Source organism: Photorhabdus akhurstii (genome assembly GCF_018448925.1).
In the GTDB taxonomy this organism is placed as follows: Bacteria; Pseudomonadota; Gammaproteobacteria; order Enterobacterales; family Enterobacteriaceae; genus Photorhabdus; species Photorhabdus akhurstii.
Map to the genome: position 1 here is coordinate 1 of NZ_RCWE01000020.1, position 21206 is coordinate 21206.

At 43.3% G+C, this 21206-nt stretch carries 15 protein-coding genes and 1 pseudogene; 13 read left to right on the plus strand and 3 right to left on the minus strand.

Annotation, left to right across the window (positions count from 1 at the left end):
• The 3 genes and pseudogenes from EAE93_RS17630 to EAE93_RS17640 all read left to right on the plus strand — a co-directional run.
• Positions 1–548: pseudogene (locus EAE93_RS17630) on the plus strand (hypothetical protein); the annotation flags it as partial.
• Entirely contained in the window at positions 520–1488 is a 969-nt protein-coding gene (locus EAE93_RS17635; protein WP_214040230.1) for a hypothetical protein, read from the plus strand. The pseudogene EAE93_RS17630 and the gene EAE93_RS17635, both read left to right, overlap by 29 nt.
• Complete coding sequence (locus tag EAE93_RS17640) at positions 1485–2450, plus strand: hypothetical protein (RefSeq protein ID WP_214040231.1); 966 nt, start codon at positions 1485–1487, stop codon at positions 2448–2450. The genes EAE93_RS17635 and EAE93_RS17640 overlap by 4 nt, the downstream gene beginning before the upstream one ends.
• 44 nt (positions 2451–2494) lie before the next feature.
• Here the strand turns inward: EAE93_RS17640 and yigL are convergent, their stop codons facing one another.
• From yigL to recQ, 3 genes are read right to left on the minus strand one after another with little or no spacing between them, the layout of a single operon-like run.
• Positions 2495–3295 carry a sugar/pyridoxal phosphate phosphatase YigL gene (gene yigL / locus EAE93_RS17645; protein ID WP_036809986.1) on the minus strand — a complete coding sequence of 267 codons (801 nt, stop codon included), beginning with the start codon at positions 3293–3295 and terminating at the stop codon, positions 2495–2497.
• 22 nt (positions 3296–3317) lie between these two features.
• Positions 3318–4316 (minus strand): lysophospholipase L2, encoded by a 999-nt coding sequence (gene pldB / locus EAE93_RS17650; protein WP_036809984.1) that lies wholly within the window; start codon positions 4314–4316, stop codon positions 3318–3320.
• A 14-nt stretch (positions 4317–4330) separates the two neighbouring features.
• Complete coding sequence (gene recQ, locus EAE93_RS17655) at positions 4331–6157, minus strand: ATP-dependent DNA helicase RecQ (RefSeq protein ID WP_036809981.1); 1827 nt, start codon at positions 6155–6157, stop codon at positions 4331–4333.
• A 449-nt stretch (positions 6158–6606) separates the two neighbouring features.
• On the opposite strand from recQ, the gene EAE93_RS17660 reads away from it, so the two are divergent.
• The 10 genes from EAE93_RS17660 (at position 6607) to EAE93_RS17705 (ending at position 21079) form a co-directional block, all read left to right on the plus strand.
• Positions 6607–8430 (plus strand): IucA/IucC family protein, encoded by a 1824-nt coding sequence (locus EAE93_RS17660; RefSeq protein WP_036809978.1) that lies wholly within the window; start codon positions 6607–6609, stop codon positions 8428–8430.
• 50 nt (positions 8431–8480) lie between these two features.
• The gene (locus EAE93_RS17665) at positions 8481–10718 is read left to right on the plus strand and encodes a TonB-dependent siderophore receptor (protein ID WP_110086240.1); all 2238 of its coding nucleotides are present in this window, start codon (positions 8481–8483) and stop codon (positions 10716–10718) included.
• A gap of 68 nt (positions 10719–10786) precedes the next feature.
• A complete protein-coding gene (locus EAE93_RS17670) occupies positions 10787–11803 on the plus strand; it encodes an iron-siderophore ABC transporter substrate-binding protein (protein WP_036809976.1) in 1017 nt (338 codons plus the stop codon).
• The gene (locus EAE93_RS17675; protein ID WP_036809973.1) at positions 11800–12813 is read left to right on the plus strand and encodes a FecCD family ABC transporter permease; all 1014 of its coding nucleotides are present in this window, start codon (positions 11800–11802) and stop codon (positions 12811–12813) included. Before EAE93_RS17670 ends, EAE93_RS17675 begins: the two co-directional genes overlap by 4 nt.
• Positions 12800–13843: a FecCD family ABC transporter permease gene (locus tag EAE93_RS17680; protein WP_214040232.1), complete on the plus strand. Its 1044-nt coding sequence runs from the start codon at positions 12800–12802 to the stop codon at positions 13841–13843. The genes EAE93_RS17675 and EAE93_RS17680 overlap by 14 nt, the downstream gene beginning before the upstream one ends.
• Positions 13843–14655: an ABC transporter ATP-binding protein gene (locus EAE93_RS17685; protein ID WP_214040233.1), complete on the plus strand. Its 813-nt coding sequence runs from the start codon at positions 13843–13845 to the stop codon at positions 14653–14655. The genes EAE93_RS17680 and EAE93_RS17685 overlap by 1 nt, the downstream gene beginning before the upstream one ends.
• Before the next feature lie 176 nt (positions 14656–14831).
• Positions 14832–15608 (plus strand): siderophore-iron reductase FhuF, encoded by a 777-nt coding sequence (gene fhuF, locus EAE93_RS17690; protein WP_040150946.1) that lies wholly within the window; start codon positions 14832–14834, stop codon positions 15606–15608.
• A 175-nt stretch (positions 15609–15783) separates the two neighbouring features.
• Entirely contained in the window at positions 15784–17328 is a 1545-nt protein-coding gene (locus EAE93_RS17695) for a pyridoxal phosphate-dependent decarboxylase family protein (RefSeq protein WP_036809961.1), read from the plus strand.
• A 32-nt stretch (positions 17329–17360) separates the two neighbouring features.
• Positions 17361–18662 carry a lysine N(6)-hydroxylase/L-ornithine N(5)-oxygenase family protein gene (locus EAE93_RS17700; protein WP_036809958.1) on the plus strand — a complete coding sequence of 434 codons (1302 nt, stop codon included), beginning with the start codon at positions 17361–17363 and terminating at the stop codon, positions 18660–18662.
• Complete coding sequence (locus EAE93_RS17705; protein ID WP_036809956.1) at positions 18662–21079, plus strand: GNAT family N-acetyltransferase; 2418 nt, start codon at positions 18662–18664, stop codon at positions 21077–21079. Before EAE93_RS17700 ends, EAE93_RS17705 begins: the two co-directional genes overlap by 1 nt.
• Positions 21080–21206: the final 127 nt, after the last annotated feature.

Consider the following 21206-nt stretch of genomic DNA (forward strand, 5'->3'; position numbering starts at 1 on the left):
ATTATTATGAATATAGTGACTATTATTTTAAAATTGATATAGGTTTCCTGCTACTCTACCTACTGATTATTCCACCTTTTGTATGGGCTATGTTTTTTTTACGTCGACAAGCCCCATTAATTATCGATCGTGAACGGCAAATTTTTTACACTTGGTATAAAGGTAAAGTCTATGCCGCTCGTTATCCACAAGTAGGCATGGCAGAAAAAACTAACATTCTTTTCCTCAAAGTCTACGGCCTGGATGAGAACAATCAACTTATCGGGCGTGGCTTTATCCCTAACGTCAGCAGTTATTCTTTTGCCTTCTTAAGTAGTGGCAATGATAAAGCGCTGGCAGTCGCCTTTATGGTGAAATTCTTATTAAACGGCAAAGAGGCGGTCAGTAAGGTGGACTATAAACGCCGTGAGCCGCTTATCTGGTGGAGTAAAGATAAAAGACCCGCTGATTTAGAGGCACAAATTCCGTTGATTCTGGCAGAATTGGATCGCCTGGGCCCCCCTGATGAGATCTTTCCGAATGAAGCAACGATTAAAAAACTTACTTAAAAAATGGTTTCCCACTATTCATCCACTGCCGTCTAAACGGCTGGCACATTGGGAAAAAGAAATTCTGGCAGTCCCTCCAGATATTAAGGATAAGGAAACTATTAAGAATATGGAAATACTGGATTACCTGAATGATAAAGAATGCCATATCCGTAATCCTCAACGCCGTTTTAGGAGTATTAATCTAATCCCTGTAACATTAGGGATTATCAGTAGTCTTATTCTAAATATTAGCGGGTTTATCGAAGACCGTAAAAATGATGAAAAAGCTATCCATCGATGGGTTAATTTAGTAAAAGAGGAATATGGTGATGAGTTTTATCTACGCAATGATTTACCGGATTATATGGAGAATGCCCGTTATATTGGTAATGATAAAGAAATCTCTCTGAAAAAATATTTACACTATCGCTATGCCTATTACCCTAGTAGTAACTATATCTTTAAAGTCGATATAGGTTTCCTGTTACTTTATCTGCTGATTATTCCATCCTTTGTCTATTGTGTATTTTTCTGGCAGAGACAAGCGCCGTTAATTATTGATCGTGAGCGGCAAATTTTTTACACTTGGTACAAAGGTAAAGCCTATGCCGCCCGTTACCCACAATTAGGTATGATGGAAAAAACCAATATTCTGTATCTCAAAGTCTACGGACTGGATGAAAATAACAACCTTATCGAACGTGTCTTTATCCCTAATGTCAGCAGCTATACTTTTGCTTTCTTAAGTAGTGGCAATGATAAAGCGCTGGCAGTCGCCTTTATGGTGAAATTCTTATTAAACGGCAAAGAAGCGGTCAGTAAGGTGGATTATAAACGCCGTGAGCCGCTTATCTGGTGGAGTAAAGATAAAAGACCCGCCGATTTAGACGCTCAAATTCCGTTGATTTTGGCTGAATTGGATCGCTTAGGTCCCCCTGATGGAGATCTTTCCGAATGAAAGCAGCATTAAAAAGTTTACTTAAAAAGTGGTTTCCCACTATCCATCCACTGCCATCCCAACGGCTAGCTCGCTGGGAAAAAGAACTTCTGGCAGCACCACCAGATATTAAGGATGAGGAAACAATTAAACATGTAGAAATATTGGACTACCTTGATGATAAGGAGTGTCATATCCGCAATCCTCAACGCCGTTTTAGGAGTATTAACTTGATCCCAGTAACCCTAGGGATTATTAGTAGTCTGGTGTTAAACGTTAACGATTTTATAGAATCAAGAGAAAAAAATGAGCAAGCTATTCATCGATGGGTTGGTTACGCAAAAAAAGATTATGGTGAAGAGTTTTATTTACGTAATGATTTACCTGCGGATATGGAAGATATACGTTATATTGGCAATGATAAAGAGATCTCTTTGAGGAAATATCTATATTACCGTTATAACTACTTTGAAAACAGTGGCTATTTGTTTAAGGTTGATATTGCATTTCTGCTACTCTATTTATTGATTACCCCTGTATTTATCTGGGGAGTATTCTTTTCCCAGAGACAAGCACCATTAATTATCGATCGCGAACGGCAGATCTTTTATACTTGGTATAAAGGCAAAGCTTATGCCGCTCGTTATCCCCAAGTCGGTATGGCAGAAAAAACTAATATTCTGTTCCTCAAAGTTTATGGCCTGGATGAGAACAATCAACTTATCGGACGTGGTTTTATCCCTAACGTCAGCAGTTATTCTTTTGCTTTTTTAAGCAGTGGCAATGATAAAGGTTTGGCGCTGGCTTTTATGGTGAAATTTTTATTAAACGGCAAAGAGGCAGTCAGTAAGGTGGATTATAAACGTCGTGAGCCGCTTATCTGGTGGAGTAAAGATAAAAGACCCGCCGATTTAGAAGCTCAAATTCCGTTGATTCTGGCAGAATTGGATCGCTTAGGTCCCCCTGATGAGGAAGAAAATTAATAAAAAACAGCGCCAACAGCGCTGTGATTACAGTGGATAATAAATTAAACCTGATACATTTTGCACAAATAATGGGAAACCGCATCATCAGCGTTTGAGCCAATCACTTCCATATCTGGCAAGATATCTTTCAAACGCTGGTGAGCATCCTGCATAATGCAGCCCTTACCTGCTACCGTCAGCATTTCAAAGTCATTCATGCCATCACCAAAAGCAATACAATCACTCAATTTATAGCCCATAGATTGGGCTACCCGCTCAAGTGCATGACCTTTCGACACCCCACCCGCCATCACTTCCAGGCAATTGCGCAACGAGAAACTCACATTGACTCTATCGCCCCAACGCGCTTTGATTTTCTCTTCCAACGTCACTAATAGATCATGATCGCCGCAGGTGAAATAAACTTTGCATACATCATCGGTTTTGAAGTTGTCACGCTCAAAAAGTTGATAATGAAACACGGATTCCTGAAAAAACTCTTTCTGCTCAGGGCATTCACGATTCATATACCAGTGATCATGGCAGTAATAATTCGTCAGAATATCAGCGTTATCAAATTCCATTAGACACAATTCATGCACAATCTCAGGATCAACATTGTGACTGAAAACCAGTTCACCCACAGCGTTGTGTACCCGAGCGCCATTGGAAGTGATCATATAAGCATCAATACCAAGAACATCTCGGATTTGCGCAACGTCCACATGATGACGACCAGTGGCAAAAATAAAATGAATGCCTTTATTGGTCAGTAAATTAAGGGTTTCCTTGGTGTAAGAAGTTAATTTGTGATCAGGGGATAGCAAAGTGCCATCTAAATCTGAAGCAACAATATGATACATAGTTATAGTTCCTATAATTGAATCAATTCCGGTCAAAAAAATCACAAATGGCATTAAGTGCCTGGCTACGTAATTTATCTTTTTCAAACAGGATCTCATGACGCGACCCTCGAATAATCAAAGGTGATTGTCCTTCGATGAAATCCTTCACTTTGTTACGTGATTCACAAAAAGCCCGTAATTTCCAATTGTTAACGACCTTATCTTCACTGGCTTTTAAAATTATCAATGGTGTCTCAATTTCTCCGGCTTTTTCTATCAGCATGTCGCCAATCCAAATACTTTCCCGTATCCAGTGATATGTCGGACCACCTATACGTAATTCCGGATAATCCGCGTAATAACGGAGGTAACGGCTATAACGTTCGTAACTGTGTGTCAGAAGGTTTATCGAATAAGGCAACGGACGCCATTTCCCAGTTAGCACCGCATAATGGTTACGCATATCCGGCCGCTTTTCAGCCCGGTTAACCAGGAAAGTCGCCAACCAACGTGGCATGGGAAAGTTAATACCAAACATAGGAGCACAAAGGGCTGCTGCATCAAATATCTGGCTGTGACGTAATAAAAATCCCCCTAATATTGCCGCCCCCATTGAATGGGCTAACGCATAACAGTGAGAATAATGACGAGGAAGAATTTCTTTTTCGATAAATATTTCAACGTCATTAATATAGTCATCAAATTTTTCTACATGCCCTTTTTGTGGATCTGCAAGCATCCTGCTGGATCGCCCCTGCCCACGATGATCAATAATAAATACGTCATAGCCAAGGTGATAAAAATCAAATGCCACTTCCGAGTATTTGATATAACTTTCACTACGACCTGGAAAGATAACAACCGATCTATAATTTTTTATTGTTGCACAAAAACGGACATAACGTATCAGTATATTATCTATACCGATAAACTCACACTCTTCCCTGACCTGCCAAAAGTCTAATAACGGCCCGTTGGCAAAAGCAGAGAACTGTGCCTCACGATTGAGCCAGCTTTCTTTTAACATTTCTGGCGTCATCAATTATCCTCAGACTATTCAAGCTCCTCTAGATGTTCACAAATTAAGGCCATAAAGACGTTACCAAAACGCTCCAGTTTACGTTGCCCCACGCCGTTGATTAATAACATTTCATCAGCCGTAACCGGGCATTGTTCTGCCATTTCAATCAACGTGACATCATTAAACACAACAAAAGGCGGGATATTTTCTTCGTCAGCAATAGATTTCCGTAATCTACGTAACTTGGCAAATAGTTTGCGATCATAATTACCACTATATGATTTACTTTGCTGATTACGCCCTTTCAGATTCTGTATTCGTGGAACAGCCAGTTTTAGTGAAACTTCACCACGCAATATCGGACGCGCAGCTTCCGTTAATTGTAATGCAGAATAGTTGGCGATGTTTTGACTGATAAAGCCTAAATGAATAAGCTGCCGCAATACACTAATCCAGTGTTCCTGACTCTGCTCTTTACCGATACCATAAACCGGTAAATTATCATGTCGCATATCACGGATACGCTGATTATTCGCGCCTCTAAGTACTTCAACAATATAGACGATACCAAAGCGCTGTCCAACCCGGTAAATACAAGAAAGCGCTTTTTGGGCATCCACTAAACCATCATAATTTTTCGGCGGATCAAGGCAGATGTCACAGTTACCACAAGGGGTTTGCTTACTTTCACCAAAGTAGTTCAATAACACTAGACGGCGGCAAGTTTGTGCTTCGGCAAAAGCCCCCATCGCATTGAGCTTATGCCGCTCAATATCCTGCTGTGTACCCGCCTCTTTCTCTTCCAGACAACGGCGAAGCCATACCATATCCGCGGGATCATAAAACAGCACCGCTTCCGCCGGCAGACCATCACGTCCAGCACGTCCCGTTTCCTGATAATAGGATTCGATATTACGTGGAATATTGAAATGCACCACAAACCGAACATTAGGTTTATTAATTCCCATACCAAATGCCACGGTTGCCACCACTACCTGCAAATCATCACGTTGAAATGCATCCTGCACCCGCGCACGCTGGCTGTTGTCCAACCCGGCATGGTATGGCGCAACACTCAAGCCACGTTTTTGTAAACGCTCTGATATCTCTTCAACTTTGTTACGGCTGTTGCAGTAAACAATGCCGCTTTTACCTTTTTGACCGCGAATAAATAGCCACAGTTGATCTAATGGTTTGTATTTTTCTATCAAGGTATAACGGATATTGGGACGGTCAAAACTGCTGATATGGATAAGTGGATTATTAAGATTCAGTAGTCGGACAATATCATTGCGGGTAGTTTCATCTGCGGTCGCCGTCAACGCAATGACAGGTAATGTCGGAAAGCGTTGCCTTAGCTGTCCCAACGCCCGATATTCCGGCCGGAAATCATGGCCCCACTGTGAAATACAATGAGCTTCATCCACAGCCAGCATTGCGGGTTGCCATTCCAGAAGTTGCTCAAGGAAGTTATCCATCATCAAGCGCTCAGGGGCGATATACAGCAATTTAACCATTCCCTGACGGCAACGCCGGATTACATCAATTTGCTGTTCACGGGCCTGAGTTGAATTCAAGCAATCCGCCGCAACGCCATTTGCCCGCAGTTGATCCACCTGATCTTTCATTAAAGAGATCAACGGCGAAACAACCAAAGTTACCCCTTCCTGTACCAGCGCCGGAATTTGGTAACACAATGATTTACCGCCACCAGTCGGCATAATGACCAAACAGTCACGCCCTTCAAGAATGGTATTGATAACTTGTTGCTGGCCAGGCCGGAATTGCAAATAACCAAAGGTTTTCCGCAATACCTGCTCTGTCAGTGATATCGTATTAATGACCTCTGCGGTAGACACGCTTTTCCTCAACCATATTAAAAAATCACAGACGCTTTTCAAAACGTCTGGGCATTATGCTATCTCACTCTCGAAATAATTACAGCATGTCATTGAACATCATCTCGGTATAAAAGCAGGTTTAATTAAAGGTTACAGCCGATCAAAAATTCTCCCCCAATTCATCTTACTCATCCCAACGCAGCGCCATAACGCCGCATTTTTGACTGCTATTTAGGCAAAAATAGAGTAAATCCTTACACTTACACAGTTGTTAATGATAATAATTTGTATTAATGTTATCAAAATTGAATACCCCAAAAGTCACCTGTCTAAGAGAATCGGAATGAATACCAGGAAAAAGAATGCTTATATTCGAAAGTTTCAGAATTAAGCGTACCGATTTGTTTCCAGTGTATAGCGACTATGTTGGATAGGATTTTTGATTATGAATAGGGATTGTTATCACCATGAGTTCACTACATATTAACTCTGATAATCACACTCTGCACCTCAACGCAGAGAACTGGCTCCATGCCAATCGCCACCTGGTGACAAAAATATTACGTGAGCTGTATCACGAAAAATTGATTAATCCTACCTATCATGGACAGCAACAGTATTCTCTGGCAATAGGTGACTACCAATACCATTTTCAAGCGGAGGCTTATCAGCTCGATCATATTGATATTGATGCCGCATCCGTAACCAAATTCAAGGAGAAGCAATCTCAGCCGCTTGATGCCATTCAACTGATTATTGAGTTGTATTCGCTACTGGAAATCCCGGAAAAAATGCTGCCGATTTATCTCGATGAGATATCTAGCACCCTCTACGGTCACGCTTTTAAATATCAGTACAACCGACTGACAGCCCAAGATTTAGCTCATGCTGATTATCAAGTTGTTGAAACGGCAATGAGTGAAGGCCATCCGGTCTTTATTGCGAATAATGGCCGCATTGGTTTCGATGCCGATGATTATCAGCGCTATGCGCCTGAAAGCGCCAGCCCGGTGACTTTAATCTGGATTGCGGTACACAGGAATAAAGCTATTTTCTCCGCGCTATCCGATCTCTCATACCAACAATTAATAGAAGAAGAGCTAGGGAAATACCTGCCGGCGCAATTTGAACGTCATCTTAATACGCTGGGATTATGTCCATCAGATTATTATCTGATGCCTCTCCATCCCTGGCAGTGGCAGCACCGTATTGCCATCAGCTTTGCGGCAGATATTGCCAATAATAATATTGTTTATCTTGGCGAAGGTCATGATCGCTACCTCGCACAGCAATCTATCCGTACTTTCTTCAATATTACTCAACCGAAGAAGAACTACGTTAAGACCGCCCTCTCGGTATTGAACATGGGCTTCATGCGCGGGCTCGACCCACACAGCATGGTCACAACCCCATCAGTCAACGAATGGCTCAGTAACTTAGTCCATAATGACAGTTTCTTCCAACAGAAAGGTTTTACCGTACTACGGGAACGTGCTGCTCTCGGTTATTTCAATAACTACTTTGAATCAGCTATTAAAAAAGACAGTCCACATAAGAAAATGTTGTCAGCGCTGTGGCGCGAAAGCCCAATGACGCTGTTGAAAGATAACCAACGCTTGATGACAATGGCTTCGTTGCTGCATGTTGATCATCAAGGTAATTCCGTCATTGCCGCTTTAGTAAAGGATTCAGGTTTAAAATCAGAAGAGTGGGTGTCACGTTATCTCGATGCTTACCTTTCTCCATTATTGCGCTCTTTCTTCACCTATGATCTGGTGTTTATGCCACATGGCGAAAACCTAATGTTGGTATTGGATAATAACAGCCCGACAAAAATGTTGATGAAAGATATTGGTGAAGAAATTGCTATTTTGAATGGCGATCTTCAACTGCCTAAAGAGATTAATTTCCTACATGTCACTATCGAAGACGACATGAAGATTAACTATATCTTCCTTGATATTTTCGATTGTTTCTTCCGCTATCTGATTCCACTGTTGCAAAAAGATCTCAATCTACCAGAAGAGCATTTCTGGTCACTGGTTGCACGCTGTGTCCATAATTATCAATCACAACATCTACATCAGATTGAGAAATTCCGTAAGTTCGATCTGTTTAAGCGGGAATTTGTTCGTACCTGTCTGAATCGTCTGCAAATGGCGAATAATCAACAGATGATCGATCTCGACGATCGTGAAAAGAATCTCAAATTTGCCGGAACTTTAGTTAACCCGCTATACGCTTTGCGCCATGAATACTCGGTTACTCTTCATCAGGCCGAACAGCAATAAATAAAAATATCAACATAGATAAATACCAAAAGACTTAATTTGGGGATGGAATGAATAGTAAGAAAGTGATGTATCCGTTTTTGCAAAAGGGTTATATGATTAAAAAAACAACTCTTGCAATGACTATACAGTTAGTACTGATGGGCAATAGTTATGCAATTACGGAAAGTGCGCAAAATACAAGCGATAAAACCGCTGCCCAAAATGACAAGATACTCGTTACCGCTTCACGAGCAGAACATGAAGGCGTGACCGAAGACACCGGGATGTACAATACCACGTCGATGGTCACCGCCACCGGACTGAATCTTTCAGCGCGTGAAACACCACAGACCGTCAGTGTCGTGACTAAACAACGTATGCTTGACGAAAATCTGGACAGTGTTAATCGCGTCATCGATAGCACAACCGGTATGAGCGTACGCCAGTTTGATAGCGATCGTTTCGGGTTTACTTCTCGTGGCATGAGCATCAATAACATCCTGCGTGATGGGGTTGCGACCTACTACGATACCCGCTTTAACTACGGTGACAATCTTTTGGATGCTGACCTGTTTGATCGTATCGAAGTGGTACGTGGAGCGGCCGGTTTGATGGTCGGCCCCGGCAATCCTTCGGCAGCCGTTAACCTAATTCGTAAACGTCCGACCCGCGATTTCCGTGGCGAATTCTCTGCCGGAGCCGGTTCTTGGGATAAATGGCGCACTGGCCTTGATCTCTCTGGTCCGTTAAATGACAGTGGCAACCTACGCGGACGTTTTATCACAGCTTATCAAGCAGCCAACTCCTTTATAGATCGCAATAACCACGAAAGATACCCGTTCTATGGCGTTCTTGAAGCGGATTTGACAGAAAATACCTTGCTGACTATAGGCGTTGATTATCAACGTAATCACACCCGTGGCGGTATGTTTGGTGGTTTGCCGATCTACTTTGCAGACGGCAGCAAAACAGACTATAAACGCAGAGACAGCTACGCACCAGATTGGGCTTTCTCAAAGATTCGGTCTTTCTCTACCTTTACCAGCCTGCAACATAACTTTGACAATGGCTGGAGTATAAAGGGCACCTTTACTTACGATAATAATACACTCGACGAGAAGGTTCTGTGGGCAAATCAAACTGATTTTCCTAACCGCATCACCAATATGGGTATGAAACCAGGTAGTATGACACTTATTGATGGTAATCGACGTCAGAAGAACTACGATCTACAAGTGAACGGTGACTATCGATTATTTAGCCGTACTCATCATGTCAGCTTCGGTTTAAATCATCAGCAACAGGATTTCCAAAACGATTACTTCAGCGCAACCTGTATGCTCAAGGGCAGTTGCACCGGACTGGGTGACTTCACCTCTCCTGGCTGGCAATATCCTGAACCAGAGTGGAGTAATACGCGAACTTCTGGTTCAAAAGGGCGTAATGAACAGACCGCAGGTTATGCCGTCACTCAAATTTCTCTGGCAGATCCGCTGACCTTGATCCTCGGCGGCCGGGTAACCAGTTGGCAAACACGCGGTAATAACTTTGGTACAGCACAGAATGCCAGCTACAGTGACGAATTTGTTCCTTATGGCGGGCTAATCTACAACATCACTCAAGATTTATCGGTTTACACCAGTTATACCGAAATATTCAACCCAGAAAACCGCCGCGACCGCAATAATAAGTTACTTGCCCCAGTATCAGGACAAAACTATGAAGCGGGTCTAAAAGGTGTCGCTTTCGATAATAGTCTCGATTACTCGCTAGCACTGTTTGAAATCCGTCAGGATAATCTGCCAGAGGCAGATACCGTGAAGTTGCCGGATAATTCCATCGCTTACTATGCGATAGACGGCACCAAAACCCGCGGGTTCGAAGCAGAAATCAGTGGTCAACTGACAGATAACTGGCGTCTTTATACTGGTTATACGCAATTCCGGGCAACAGATCCTAATGGTGTGCGAATCAATACCAATACGCCAAACAGGCTGTTTAAACTGTTTACCACCTACACCCTGCCAGGTGCGATGAGCAATCTGACCATTGGTGGTGGTGTTACTTGGCAGGATGAAACCTGGTCAACAGTAAAAGGGCCTGAAAAGACCTCAATGCAAGCGAAACAAGACAGTTTCGCGGTGGTTAACCTCATGAGCCGTTATCAATTCACGCCGGATCTCTCTTTGACGGTTAACCTGAATAACGTCTTTGATAAGACCTACTATACTCAGTTCGGCCAATATTCTCAGTATTACTATGGCGCACCTCGCAACATTGAAGCGATCTTGCGTTATAAGTTCTGAGTTTAAAGTCATAATGACACTGCGGACGGCGAACCTTATGTTTCTATTTATTTGAAGGAAGGCAAACAATGAAATTGAAGCGTTGCAAAGGGTTTGCCGTACCGCTGATGCTATTGATCAGTCTATTGGCTGGCTGTGATAAGTCAGCCAGCACAAACAACGCATCGTCAGATAAGCCCGGCTATCCCAAACAAATTACTACCGCATTGGGTACGGCGGTGATTACACATCAACCTCAGCGGGTTGTCGCCCTCGGTGCGGGAGCGGAAGATATCGTACTGGATCTCGGTATCGTGCCGATCGGTATTGAATCCCATCGTTGGGGTGGAGATGAACAAGGCTATCTGCCGTGGTTTAAACAAGCGGTGCAACAGCGTGGCGGCACTTTACCCACCGTAATAGACATGTATCCTGAGTTGGACATTGAGAAGGTCATTAACCTTAAGCCTGATCTGATCGTGGCAACCCAATCAGGCATCACCCAAGAGGTTTATGACCATTTATCACATTTCGCCCCAGTGATCGCTTATCCTTCTCATCCTTGGCTTACGACACCACAACAACAAATTGAATTAATTGCTCGTGCGCTAGATAAGCAGTCGCAGGGAGAAAAACTCACCACCGAGCTGAATGCTACATTACGTGAGGCAAGCAATACCATCCCACATATCAATCGCTATACTTTCGCCTATATCAAGGCGGGTATCAGCAGTAATATGCTATCGATATACGTCAAAGGCGATCCTCGCGTCGATACCTTAGTCCATCTTGGTTTAACTCTACTGCCATCGGTCAGCACACTGGCCGATCCCTTCGGCAGTTTCGCCGCCAATATAGGACTGGAAAATGCGGATTATCTTAATGGCGCTGATATCTTAGTAACTTGGTTCAATAATGAACAAGAACGTAAAGCAGTGGAAGCACAGCCGTTATTTCAATCCATCCGAGCTGTACATCAGGGAGGTTATATTCCGCTAACCGACCAATCACTGGTTGTTGCTATGTCTTACGGTACACCGCTTAGTTTGCGCTGGGGTTTATCACAATTTATGCCGATTCTGGCAGAGGCAATTAAATCATCATGACAAATCCTAAACGCCGATTCCTACTGCTGCTTGGCTTAGGTTTCATGATACTGCTGACCTTGATTTGTATTATTGCCAGTCTGAGTTTGGGCGCAAAAACGTTGCCACTCTCAACCATATGGCATCACTATTGGTTAGGCGACAGCGGCAGCTATAGCGATCTGGTCATCAATGCCCGCAAGCCACGCACGTTAATCGGCATTATGGCCGGTGCCGCACTGGCGCTTTCCGGGGCCGTAACGCAAGGATTGCTGCGTAATCCGTTAGCCGAACCGGGCTTACTGGGTGTCAATGCCGGAGCGGCTACTGTGGTTGTCAGTTTCTCTTTCATCCCCATGCTGGATGAACTTCCGCGCTTCTGGACAGCATTTATTGGCGCAAGTCTAGCTACATTGTTGTTCTACCTGCTCAGTGGCGGACAACGTAATAGCAATCCGGTGCGCATGGTATTAACCGGTGCCGCCATTAACGCCTGCTTATTTGCTTTTGTGCAAGGCGTTGTATTAATGAATGCCCATGTATTGGATAACTACCGCTTCTGGACCATTGGATCGCTCAGTGCAATGTCTCTGGCAGAAGCGAGTTCGCTGATACCTTATCTGTTATTTGCCTTGATATTGACCCTTTCACTCAGCTCTTCCCTGAATGTGATGGTGTTTGGTGAAAGTATCGCCAACTCGCTTGGCGCTAATGTTGCCCGCACCCGCGTATTGTCACTTATTTCTGCCACCATGCTGGCGGCGGTGGCTACCGCGATGGCGGGACCTATTGCCTTTATCGGCTTGGCTGCACCTCACTTGATGCGGGCTTTAGTTGGCAGCGATTTTCGCTGGTTACTGCCCTATTGCTTGTTCGCCGGGCCTTGCCTCTTGCTCACTTCCGATATATTGGCACGGTTGGTAATAGCCCCCGGGGAGATCATGGTGGGAATTATCACCGCGGGAATCGGTGGGCCGTTGCTCTATCTGGTGATTAAAACCCATCGTGGAGTTAATTATGTCGCAGATTAACCTATCTAGACCGGCAAAAACTCGCACCTTTATGTTGGGAACCGCTGTTTTTCTTGTGCCTCCACAACGGACTCAAAGAGCCATCTTGTTGATATTGTTACTACTTGCAGCGCTATTTTATCTTTCTCTGGCACTGGGTAAACAAGGTCTTGATAACCTTTGGCTAGCAACCTCAACCCCTTATCAGGAATTTATTCTCACACAGCTACGCTTACCCCGCGCATTAGTGGCTATCGGCGCAGGTGCAACTCTGGCACTCTCAGGTTCACTTTTTCAACTGACGACCCGCAACGCACTCGGCAGCCCAGATATTATCGGCGTTAATGCCGGCGCTGCTGCTGGCATAGTCGCCACATTGATCATCTGGCCGGGAGTATTGCCGATTCCTTTAGGTGCGCTGCTGGGGGCCAGCTTTGCAGTACTATTGGTATACACCGGAAACATTAGTCGCTCTGGACAGATGCAGACAACCAAAATTGTCATTTCCGGGATTGCTATCGCCGCCCTCTGTATGGCATTTGTTAATTTCGCTATTTCGAATGTACGTCTTGAGCAAGCACAGCAACTCGCTTCACTGCTGCACGGCAGCCTCGCCAACAGAGGTTGGCAAGATGTTGGGTTAATTTATGGAACGATACTGTTTGCCCCTTTTCTCTTTTGGTTAGGACGGCAATTAAACTACGTCAATCTCGGCTATGAAGTTGCTAATACGCTCGGAGTACCAGTCCGTACAATTCAGCTTATGAGTCTATTACTGGCGGTACTACTGGCCTCTATGGCGGTACTGGTTGTCGGGCCAGTGGCGTTTATCGCACTTTCCGCGCCGCAAATTGCCCGCCGCCTGGTACGGGCAAAAGGCGCTGCTCTGTTCTGCTCCGCACTGGTGGGAGCATTACTACTACTCGCTTCCGATTTAATTACTTTGCTACTTCCTACTTCGGCACGTCTGCCAGTAGGCGTTATCACCGCAGGGGTAGGCGGTGTCTATTTGATGTATTTGCTGTACGCTGAATTAAGGAGGACAAAGTAATGTCACTTGAGATGAATTCCCCAACTCGCGCTTCACGATTGACTGCCCAAGATCTTTCGCTGGCATACGGAAAAAAGACGATTGTTGAGTGCTTGAATATTGCTATTCGTGATGGTGAATTCAGCGTCATCATTGGCCCGAATGGTTGTGGAAAATCGACCCTGCTACGCGCCATTAGCCGAGGTATCACCCCACAGCACGGTGAAATTCTGCTCGATGAGCGCAATATTCGACATTACAAACCCAAAGCGGTAGCACGTGAGCTATCTCTGCTAACACAAGGGGCAGTCATCACCGAAGCGTTGACCGTATACGATTTGGTTTCACGTGGGCGTTACGCTCATCAATCCTTTTTACGACAGTGGTCAGCAGAAGATGAACAAGTCGTTAATGAAGCTTTACATGCCGTCGAACTCCAGGACATGTCACATCGGTTAGTGAGTGAACTTTCCGGCGGCCAGCGTCAACGCGCCTGGTTTGCGATGACCTTGGCACAGCAAACACCGATCGTACTGTTAGATGAACCAACCACTTATCTGGATATCACTCATCAGATTGAAATGCTCGATCTCTGTCAGCGTTTACATTTACAGGGAAAAACGTTGGTGCTGGTACTGCACGATATCAACCTGGCACTACGTTACGCTTCACATTTAATTATGATGAAGGATGGTAAAATTTATGCCGAAGGGGTACCAGAAGAGATTATCAACAAACAGAGTATCGCCGATGTGTTTGGTCTCCCTTGCCGTATTATTTGTGATCCAGAATCAGGTAAGCCATTGATTATTCCCAAATATAACCCCGTCTGAGCCGGGAATGAGCTGCCTATATTGCTGTATTAACAAGCAATATAGGCGCCAAAAAGATTTACTACTTGATAATGACAATGATAATAATAATAATTATCATAATTATATTTACAATGATTAGTCATATGTAAGATACTACAATCAGGCAGTATGAACATGTAAACAGGGAGTTGGTGGTGTCAAATACAAACAATTCAATTACCCCTTTAACCACAGTGGTAATTGAAGATATTATCCAGTTATTTGAACAAACGTTTAGCCATTTTACTGCCACCATGAGAGTAAATGCAGATAATATCCCTGCTGCCAGCATGAGTTTCCCCCAATGGTCAGATACAAGAGAATTTCCGGTATTAATTCAGCGCTATCAAGATGAATACTACGGTGACAACAATATAAAACCTAACCAAAAAGCGCTGTATTCTTTATGGGCGCAATGGTATTTTGGTTTGGTTATTCCCCCAATGATGTTAATGTTGCTGGAATATCCACAAGCAGTGGATACTCATTACAATCTTTTTCGGGTTGAATTCCATGACAGTGGCAGGCCAGATATTGTTTATTATCATTTAACTTGGTTGAATGAAACACCTTCATCGTTACTCCATCGTCATTATTCTCTGTTGGATCGCCATATTATTCCTGTATGTGAAAAGATCGAATCATATCAAGGGATAAATGGACGGCTTCTATGGAATAATATCGGTTATATTATGCATTGGTATCTTGCTGAATTCAGCACAAGAATAAATAGCAAGTTATATCAAGAGATTATAAATGGTCTTTTCATGGAACCACAACTACCCGATGGTAGAGATAATCCACTTTACCGTACTGTTATCTTACGGCACAACAATATGCAGCGTCGCACTTGTTGCCAAAGAAATAAACTGCCTGGCGTCGGTAATTGCCATGATTGCCCTTTGGAATCCAAGGTAGAAAGTAGACACTAACATTCTATTCTATAATTTTTAATTCTTATCTGTTCCGGCAGAAAGAGATTATTATGATTTAATCGCGCTACTATTCAACAGTTATTTAATCTAACCAAATACTACACATAATAAAATCAACTATGTTGGGCAATAACCAAATAATAACCTATATATGAAATAATAAGGACATATAATGTACGGAGACGCTCTGCTATTAGACCATTCACCCACAAAAGATAGTCATATAACGGACGAAGATTTTTCCAGATATTTCTTAAATATGCATAGTGCTGGAGACTATCTTGATGACGCTTATAATGTCATTACCAGAATAAAGAGAATATTACAGCAGGTGGATAAGCCTTTCAGTGGGATATTACCCAATGAGTTATCTCCACTATTTTCTAAAGTGAATTTAGATCTCCCCCTTACCTCTTTAAACCAGGCTTTAGATGAGTTGCAACAACTTTATATTAAAGATGCTGTTTATTTTCATCATCCAAAGTATGTCGCCCATCTTAATTGTCCATTGGTATTACCCGCCGTTCTGGCTGAAACCATTATTGGCGCGATTAATTCCTCATTGGATACCTGGGATCAAAGCGCTGGCGGGACACTAATAGAGCAAAAAGTTCTCGACTGGACACGAGATAAAATGGCATTAGGTACAAATGCCGATGGTATCTTTACTAGTGGCGGCACCCAATCAAATCTGATGGCAATGCTACTAGCACGGGACCATTTTTGTCATCAACGCGATCCTGAACATAAAAATCAGCTACATGGTCTGCCGGCGGATTTCCATAAACTGCGTATTTTTACCTCGACAGTCAGCCATTTCAGTACACAAAAGGCCGCTGCTATCCTTGGTTTGGGATACAACGCCGTGGTTTCTGTTCCTCATGACAGTGAGTTCCGTATGGACCCTCAAGCATTGGAACAAAACATTAACCAATGTATCGCACAAGGCAACATTCCTCTCGCCATTGTCGCGACAACCGGCACCACGGATTTCGGCAGTATTGATCCACTTCACCCTATCGCAGCTATCGCCAAGCAGTATGGTATCTGGCTACATGTGGATGCGGCATACGGATGCGGTTTACTGGTTTCGCCTCGTCGCGCTCATCTACTGGAAGGCATCAATTTAGCGGATTCTGTCACGGTGGATTACCACAAGTCATTCTTCCAGCCAGTCAGTTGCAGTGCTTTCTTCGTCAAAAATAAGAAACACTTATCCCATCTGACTTATCATGCCGAATATTTGAATCCGCTAAGTGCGTTACAAGAAGGCACACCCAATCTGGTCAATAAAAGTATCCAGACAACTCGTCGTTTTGATGCGTTGAAAATGTGGCTGACATTACGAATTATGGGCGCAAAACGACTTGGACAAGCTTTTGATAAAGTTGTCGATACGGCTCAGGATGCCTATCGATTAATGGCGCAGAATCCCTATTTTGAACTTATTCATTATCCAGAGCTAAGTACTTTGGTTTTCCGTTTTATTCCTAAACAAAAATTACCCGCTACAGATATTGATGCCGTCAATGCGGCCATTCGTAAGACGCTATTCCGTGAAGGCAATACCGTCATTGCGGGAACCAAAGTCAATGGCAGACAATATCTGAAATTTACTTTCCTTAACCCGGCAACAAACCAGCAACATTTACAAGAAATTGTGCACAACATTGTAATGCACGGAAATGATTTTCTGGCAATCCATAATAACAACTAAACGAAGATTAATACTGTTCACCAGGAGAAATTATGACAACTCGCCTTTATGATTTTATCGCCATTGGCATAGGCCCTTTTAATCTCGGACTGGCTTGTTTAACTCAGCCGCTAAAAGATGTTCATAGCCTGTTCATCGATCAAAAACCGGGCTTTGACTGGCATCCGGGAATGATGATGGAAAACTCCACCATGCAAACCCCATTTATGTCAGATCTAGTGACCTTGGCATCACCCACGCACCCACTTAGCTTCCTTAATTACATTAAACAAAAAGGAAGAATATACTCTTTTTATATTCGGGAAAGTTTTTTCCTGATGCGTAAGGAATATAACCAATATTGCCAGTGGGCGGCAGAACAGTTATCCAATTTACGCTTTAACACTCGCGTTGATAGCATCAGCTATGATGAAGACGCTTCGCTATATACACTACATTGTTCAGATACGTTAACTGGGCAGCAACACCAATTTATTTGTAAAAAATTGGTATTAGGTACCGGGCCTTCACCTTATATTCCAAAGTGCTGCCAACCCTTCTCTGATCAGATGGTGACATCGGGTAATTACTTGAATAGCAAAGAAGCCTTACAACAAAAACAATCTATTACCGTTCTGGGGAGTGGACAAAGCGCAGCGGAAATCTTTTACGATTTACTCAGCGATATTGATAAATTCAATTATCAGCTTAATTGGCTTACCCGCTCACCACGTTTTTTCCCACTGGAATATACCAAACTGACTCTGGAAATGACCTCGCCAGAATATGTAGATTATTTCTATAGTCTCCCGGGCGAAAAGCGTGATGCATTAAATCTGTCCCACAAGCAGCTTTATAAAGGTATCAACAGTTCATTAATCAATGATATTTTCGATTTAATGTACACCAAACGATTAAACGGTGAATTAAACGTTAATTTATATACTAATAGTGAATTACAACAAGTTAGCCATGCTAACAATGGCCGTGACCTAACATTGGCATTATTCCAACATGAGCAGGAGAAAGCATTTTCTCTCGATACAGAAGGGGTCGTTCTGGCAACCGGCTATCAATACCAAATTCCAACTTTTATTGAAGGTATACGTCACCTTATCCATTGGGATGAAAAAGGACGTTATGCTGTACAACGTAATTATAGCATTGATCAGAGCAACACCATTTTCATACAGAATGTGGAGTTACATACCCACGGTTTCGTCACGCCGGATCTGGGAATGGCCTGTTATCGCAACTCCTGCCTGATTTATGAAATTACCGGTATTGAACATTACCCGATTGAGAAAAGTATTGCTTTCCAGCAGTTCAGCGTCGACACCGAAGGAGCATGCTAATGTCCGTCTTTAATCCTACGCTATTTAAAAAATCCTTGCCTGAAATAGGCAGTTTTGCATTACGTCCACTGGATCTGGAACGGGATATTCCCATATTAACTGATTGGGTTAACCGGGATTACGCTCATTATTGGGGAATGCAAGATAATACCGAACAACAAGTACGGGAATTTTATCAGGATTTAGAATCCCGCCATCCTGGCAGTGTATTTATTGGCATCTATCAGGAACAACCTGCTTTTCTATTAGAGTGTTATCGCGCACAAGATGATCTGATTGGAAAATATTATCCGTCACATCCAGATGATATGGGAATGCACATTCTGGTTGCCCCGCCGCAAGAAAAAATCAGGCATTTCACTTGGGGAATTTTCCAAACCATCATGGCCTTTATTTTCAGCGATCCTGCCGTGGCTCGAATTGTGGTTGAACCTGATATACGCAATGAGAAAATTCACAAGCTTAATCTGCGGGCGGGTTTTGTTTATCAGAAGGCATTGGTATTACCTCATAAAACAGCCAAATTAGCCTTTTGTACCAGAGAACAGCACCAGATTGCGTTACAGCGGGAACACCAAGCGACAATATCAACTTCCCCGGGATCACTGGTGACAAATGCCACACATTTGCAACCTGCCGTCTGGCAAAAAGTTAATCGTCTGCACTTGTGTAAAGCTATTTCCGAATTTTCACATGAATGTTTACTCACGCCTCAACAGTTAACTGAAAAAACAGACAGTGACGGATATCACCATTACCGTTTGGATAGTTACCGTTTGAATAGTACTGACCTTTTGGTCAGCTATACTTTCCGGGCGCGGCGTATGGCACTGGATCACTGGCTGATTGATGCCGATTCGTTACAGAAACATGCCAACGGGGAAGCTGTAGAACTCGATTCCTTGCTATTCATTATTGAGTTTAAACAACAGCTTGGCATCAGCGATGTCGTCATGCCCACCTATCTGGAAGAAATTACCAGTACTCTCTATAGCAGCGCTTTTAAGCATAACAGAGTCGGTATCAGTGCAATGGATCTCGTGAACACTGATTTTCAGGCGTTGGAAGGAGAGATGATGGAAGGGCACCCCTCTTTCGTCGCCAATAATGGCCGGATTGGTTTTGATATCGGTGATTTTCAGAACTTTAGTCCCGAAGCCGCCTCTGCTATGCATTTAGTATGGCTGGCCGCACATAAGAGCAAAGCGCATTTTGCTTGTATAGAGCAACTCAATTATCAACAGTTGCTGGAACAAGAGCTAGGCACAACCACAGTAGCTGAATTTGACCGGCAGTTGATCGCGCTTAACCTTAATCCCGAAGACTATTTCCTGATGCCAGTTCATCCTTGGCAATGGCAGAACAAGTTGGCATCAGTGTTTGCGCCCGATATCGCTAATCAGAAATTGGTCTACCTTGGTATTGGTGCGGATACCTATCAGGCGCAACAATCGATCCGTACCTTATTCAATCGCACTCATCCTCAGCGATATTACGTGAAAATGGCGTTATCCATCCTGAACATGGGATTTATGCGCGGTTTATCACCTTATTATATGGCGACGACGCCAGGCATTAACGACTGGCTATTCGATTTGGTAACACAAGATCCCATCTTGCAACGTTATCGTTTTAAAATTTTACGGGAAGTCGCCAGTGTTGGATTCAAAAACAGCTATTACGAACAAGCGATCAGTAGTGATACGCCTTACAAGAAAATGATGGCGGCACTGTGGCGAGAAAACCCATTGCAACTCATTGAACCTGGGCAGCAAGTGATGACGATGGCTGCGTTATTGCACAGTGATCAGCAAGGGAATGCCCTGTTGCCTGCGTTAATTTCAGCATCCGGCCTGTCTACTCAGGAATGGTTACGCCGCTATTTAGAGAGTTATCTTGCGCCGCTGTTACACTGTTTGTACGCTTATGATCTGATGTTTATGCCACACGGCGAAAACATCATCATGGTATTGGAAAACCATATTCCACAGCACATCTTCATGAAAGATTTAGCGGAAGAGATTCTGGTCATGAATCCCGACGCCGATTTACCGGAAAAAGCGAGCCGAGTCAAAGTAGACATGCCAGAAGAGATGAAAACACTGACCATCTTATCTGATGTGTTTGACGGTATATTCCGCTATCTGGCTGCCATACTGGATGAACAGGGTAGCTATTCACAGGATCTTTTCTGGCAGTCCGTAGCAGATTGTATTTTAAGCTATCAGCACAACCATCCTGAATTACGTGAACAATTTGTGCGTTACGATCTATTTACACCGGAGATTAAACGCTGCTGTCTAAACCGCCTGCAAATAGCGAATAACCGCCAGATGCTTGATTTAGCTGATCCGGCTCAAAGTTTACAGTTTGCTGATAATCTGATTAACCCAATTGCCAAATTTGGTCATTCGTAAAATAGAGCAATCAATGAGCATGGAGAATGGTGAGTAACATGCTCACTATTCTATTAAGGCAGTACCTACAGTACTGCCTCAGACCGCTGACAAACCCCATTGAAAATAATGGGATTTGTTCCTTTCA

What these genes read in the sequence shown, in the direction of transcription:
- EAE93_RS17635 (WP_214040230.1), top strand. Translation starts at nt 520, where the DNA reads ATGAAGCAACGATTAAAAAACTTACTTAAAAAATGGTTTCCCACTATT.
- EAE93_RS17640 (WP_214040231.1), top strand. Translation starts at nt 1,485, where the DNA reads ATGAAAGCAGCATTAAAAAGTTTACTTAAAAAGTGGTTTCCCACTATC.
- yigL (WP_036809986.1), bottom strand. Translation starts at nt 3,295, where the DNA reads ATGTATCATATTGTTGCTTCAGATTTAGATGGCACTTTGCTATCCCCT.
- pldB (WP_036809984.1), bottom strand. Translation starts at nt 4,316, where the DNA reads ATGACGCCAGAAATGTTAAAAGAAAGCTGGCTCAATCGTGAGGCACAG.
- EAE93_RS17660 (WP_036809978.1), top strand. Translation starts at nt 6,607, where the DNA reads ATGAGTTCACTACATATTAACTCTGATAATCACACTCTGCACCTCAAC.
- EAE93_RS17665 (WP_110086240.1), top strand. Translation starts at nt 8,481, where the DNA reads ATGAATAGTAAGAAAGTGATGTATCCGTTTTTGCAAAAGGGTTATATG.
- EAE93_RS17670 (WP_036809976.1), top strand. Translation starts at nt 10,787, where the DNA reads ATGAAATTGAAGCGTTGCAAAGGGTTTGCCGTACCGCTGATGCTATTG.
- EAE93_RS17675 (WP_036809973.1), top strand. Translation starts at nt 11,800, where the DNA reads ATGACAAATCCTAAACGCCGATTCCTACTGCTGCTTGGCTTAGGTTTC.
- EAE93_RS17680 (WP_214040232.1), top strand. Translation starts at nt 12,800, where the DNA reads ATGTCGCAGATTAACCTATCTAGACCGGCAAAAACTCGCACCTTTATG.
- EAE93_RS17685 (WP_214040233.1), top strand. Translation starts at nt 13,843, where the DNA reads ATGTCACTTGAGATGAATTCCCCAACTCGCGCTTCACGATTGACTGCC.
- EAE93_RS17695 (WP_036809961.1), top strand. Translation starts at nt 15,784, where the DNA reads ATGTACGGAGACGCTCTGCTATTAGACCATTCACCCACAAAAGATAGT.
- EAE93_RS17700 (WP_036809958.1), top strand. Translation starts at nt 17,361, where the DNA reads ATGACAACTCGCCTTTATGATTTTATCGCCATTGGCATAGGCCCTTTT.
- EAE93_RS17705 (WP_036809956.1), top strand. Translation starts at nt 18,662, where the DNA reads ATGTCCGTCTTTAATCCTACGCTATTTAAAAAATCCTTGCCTGAAATA.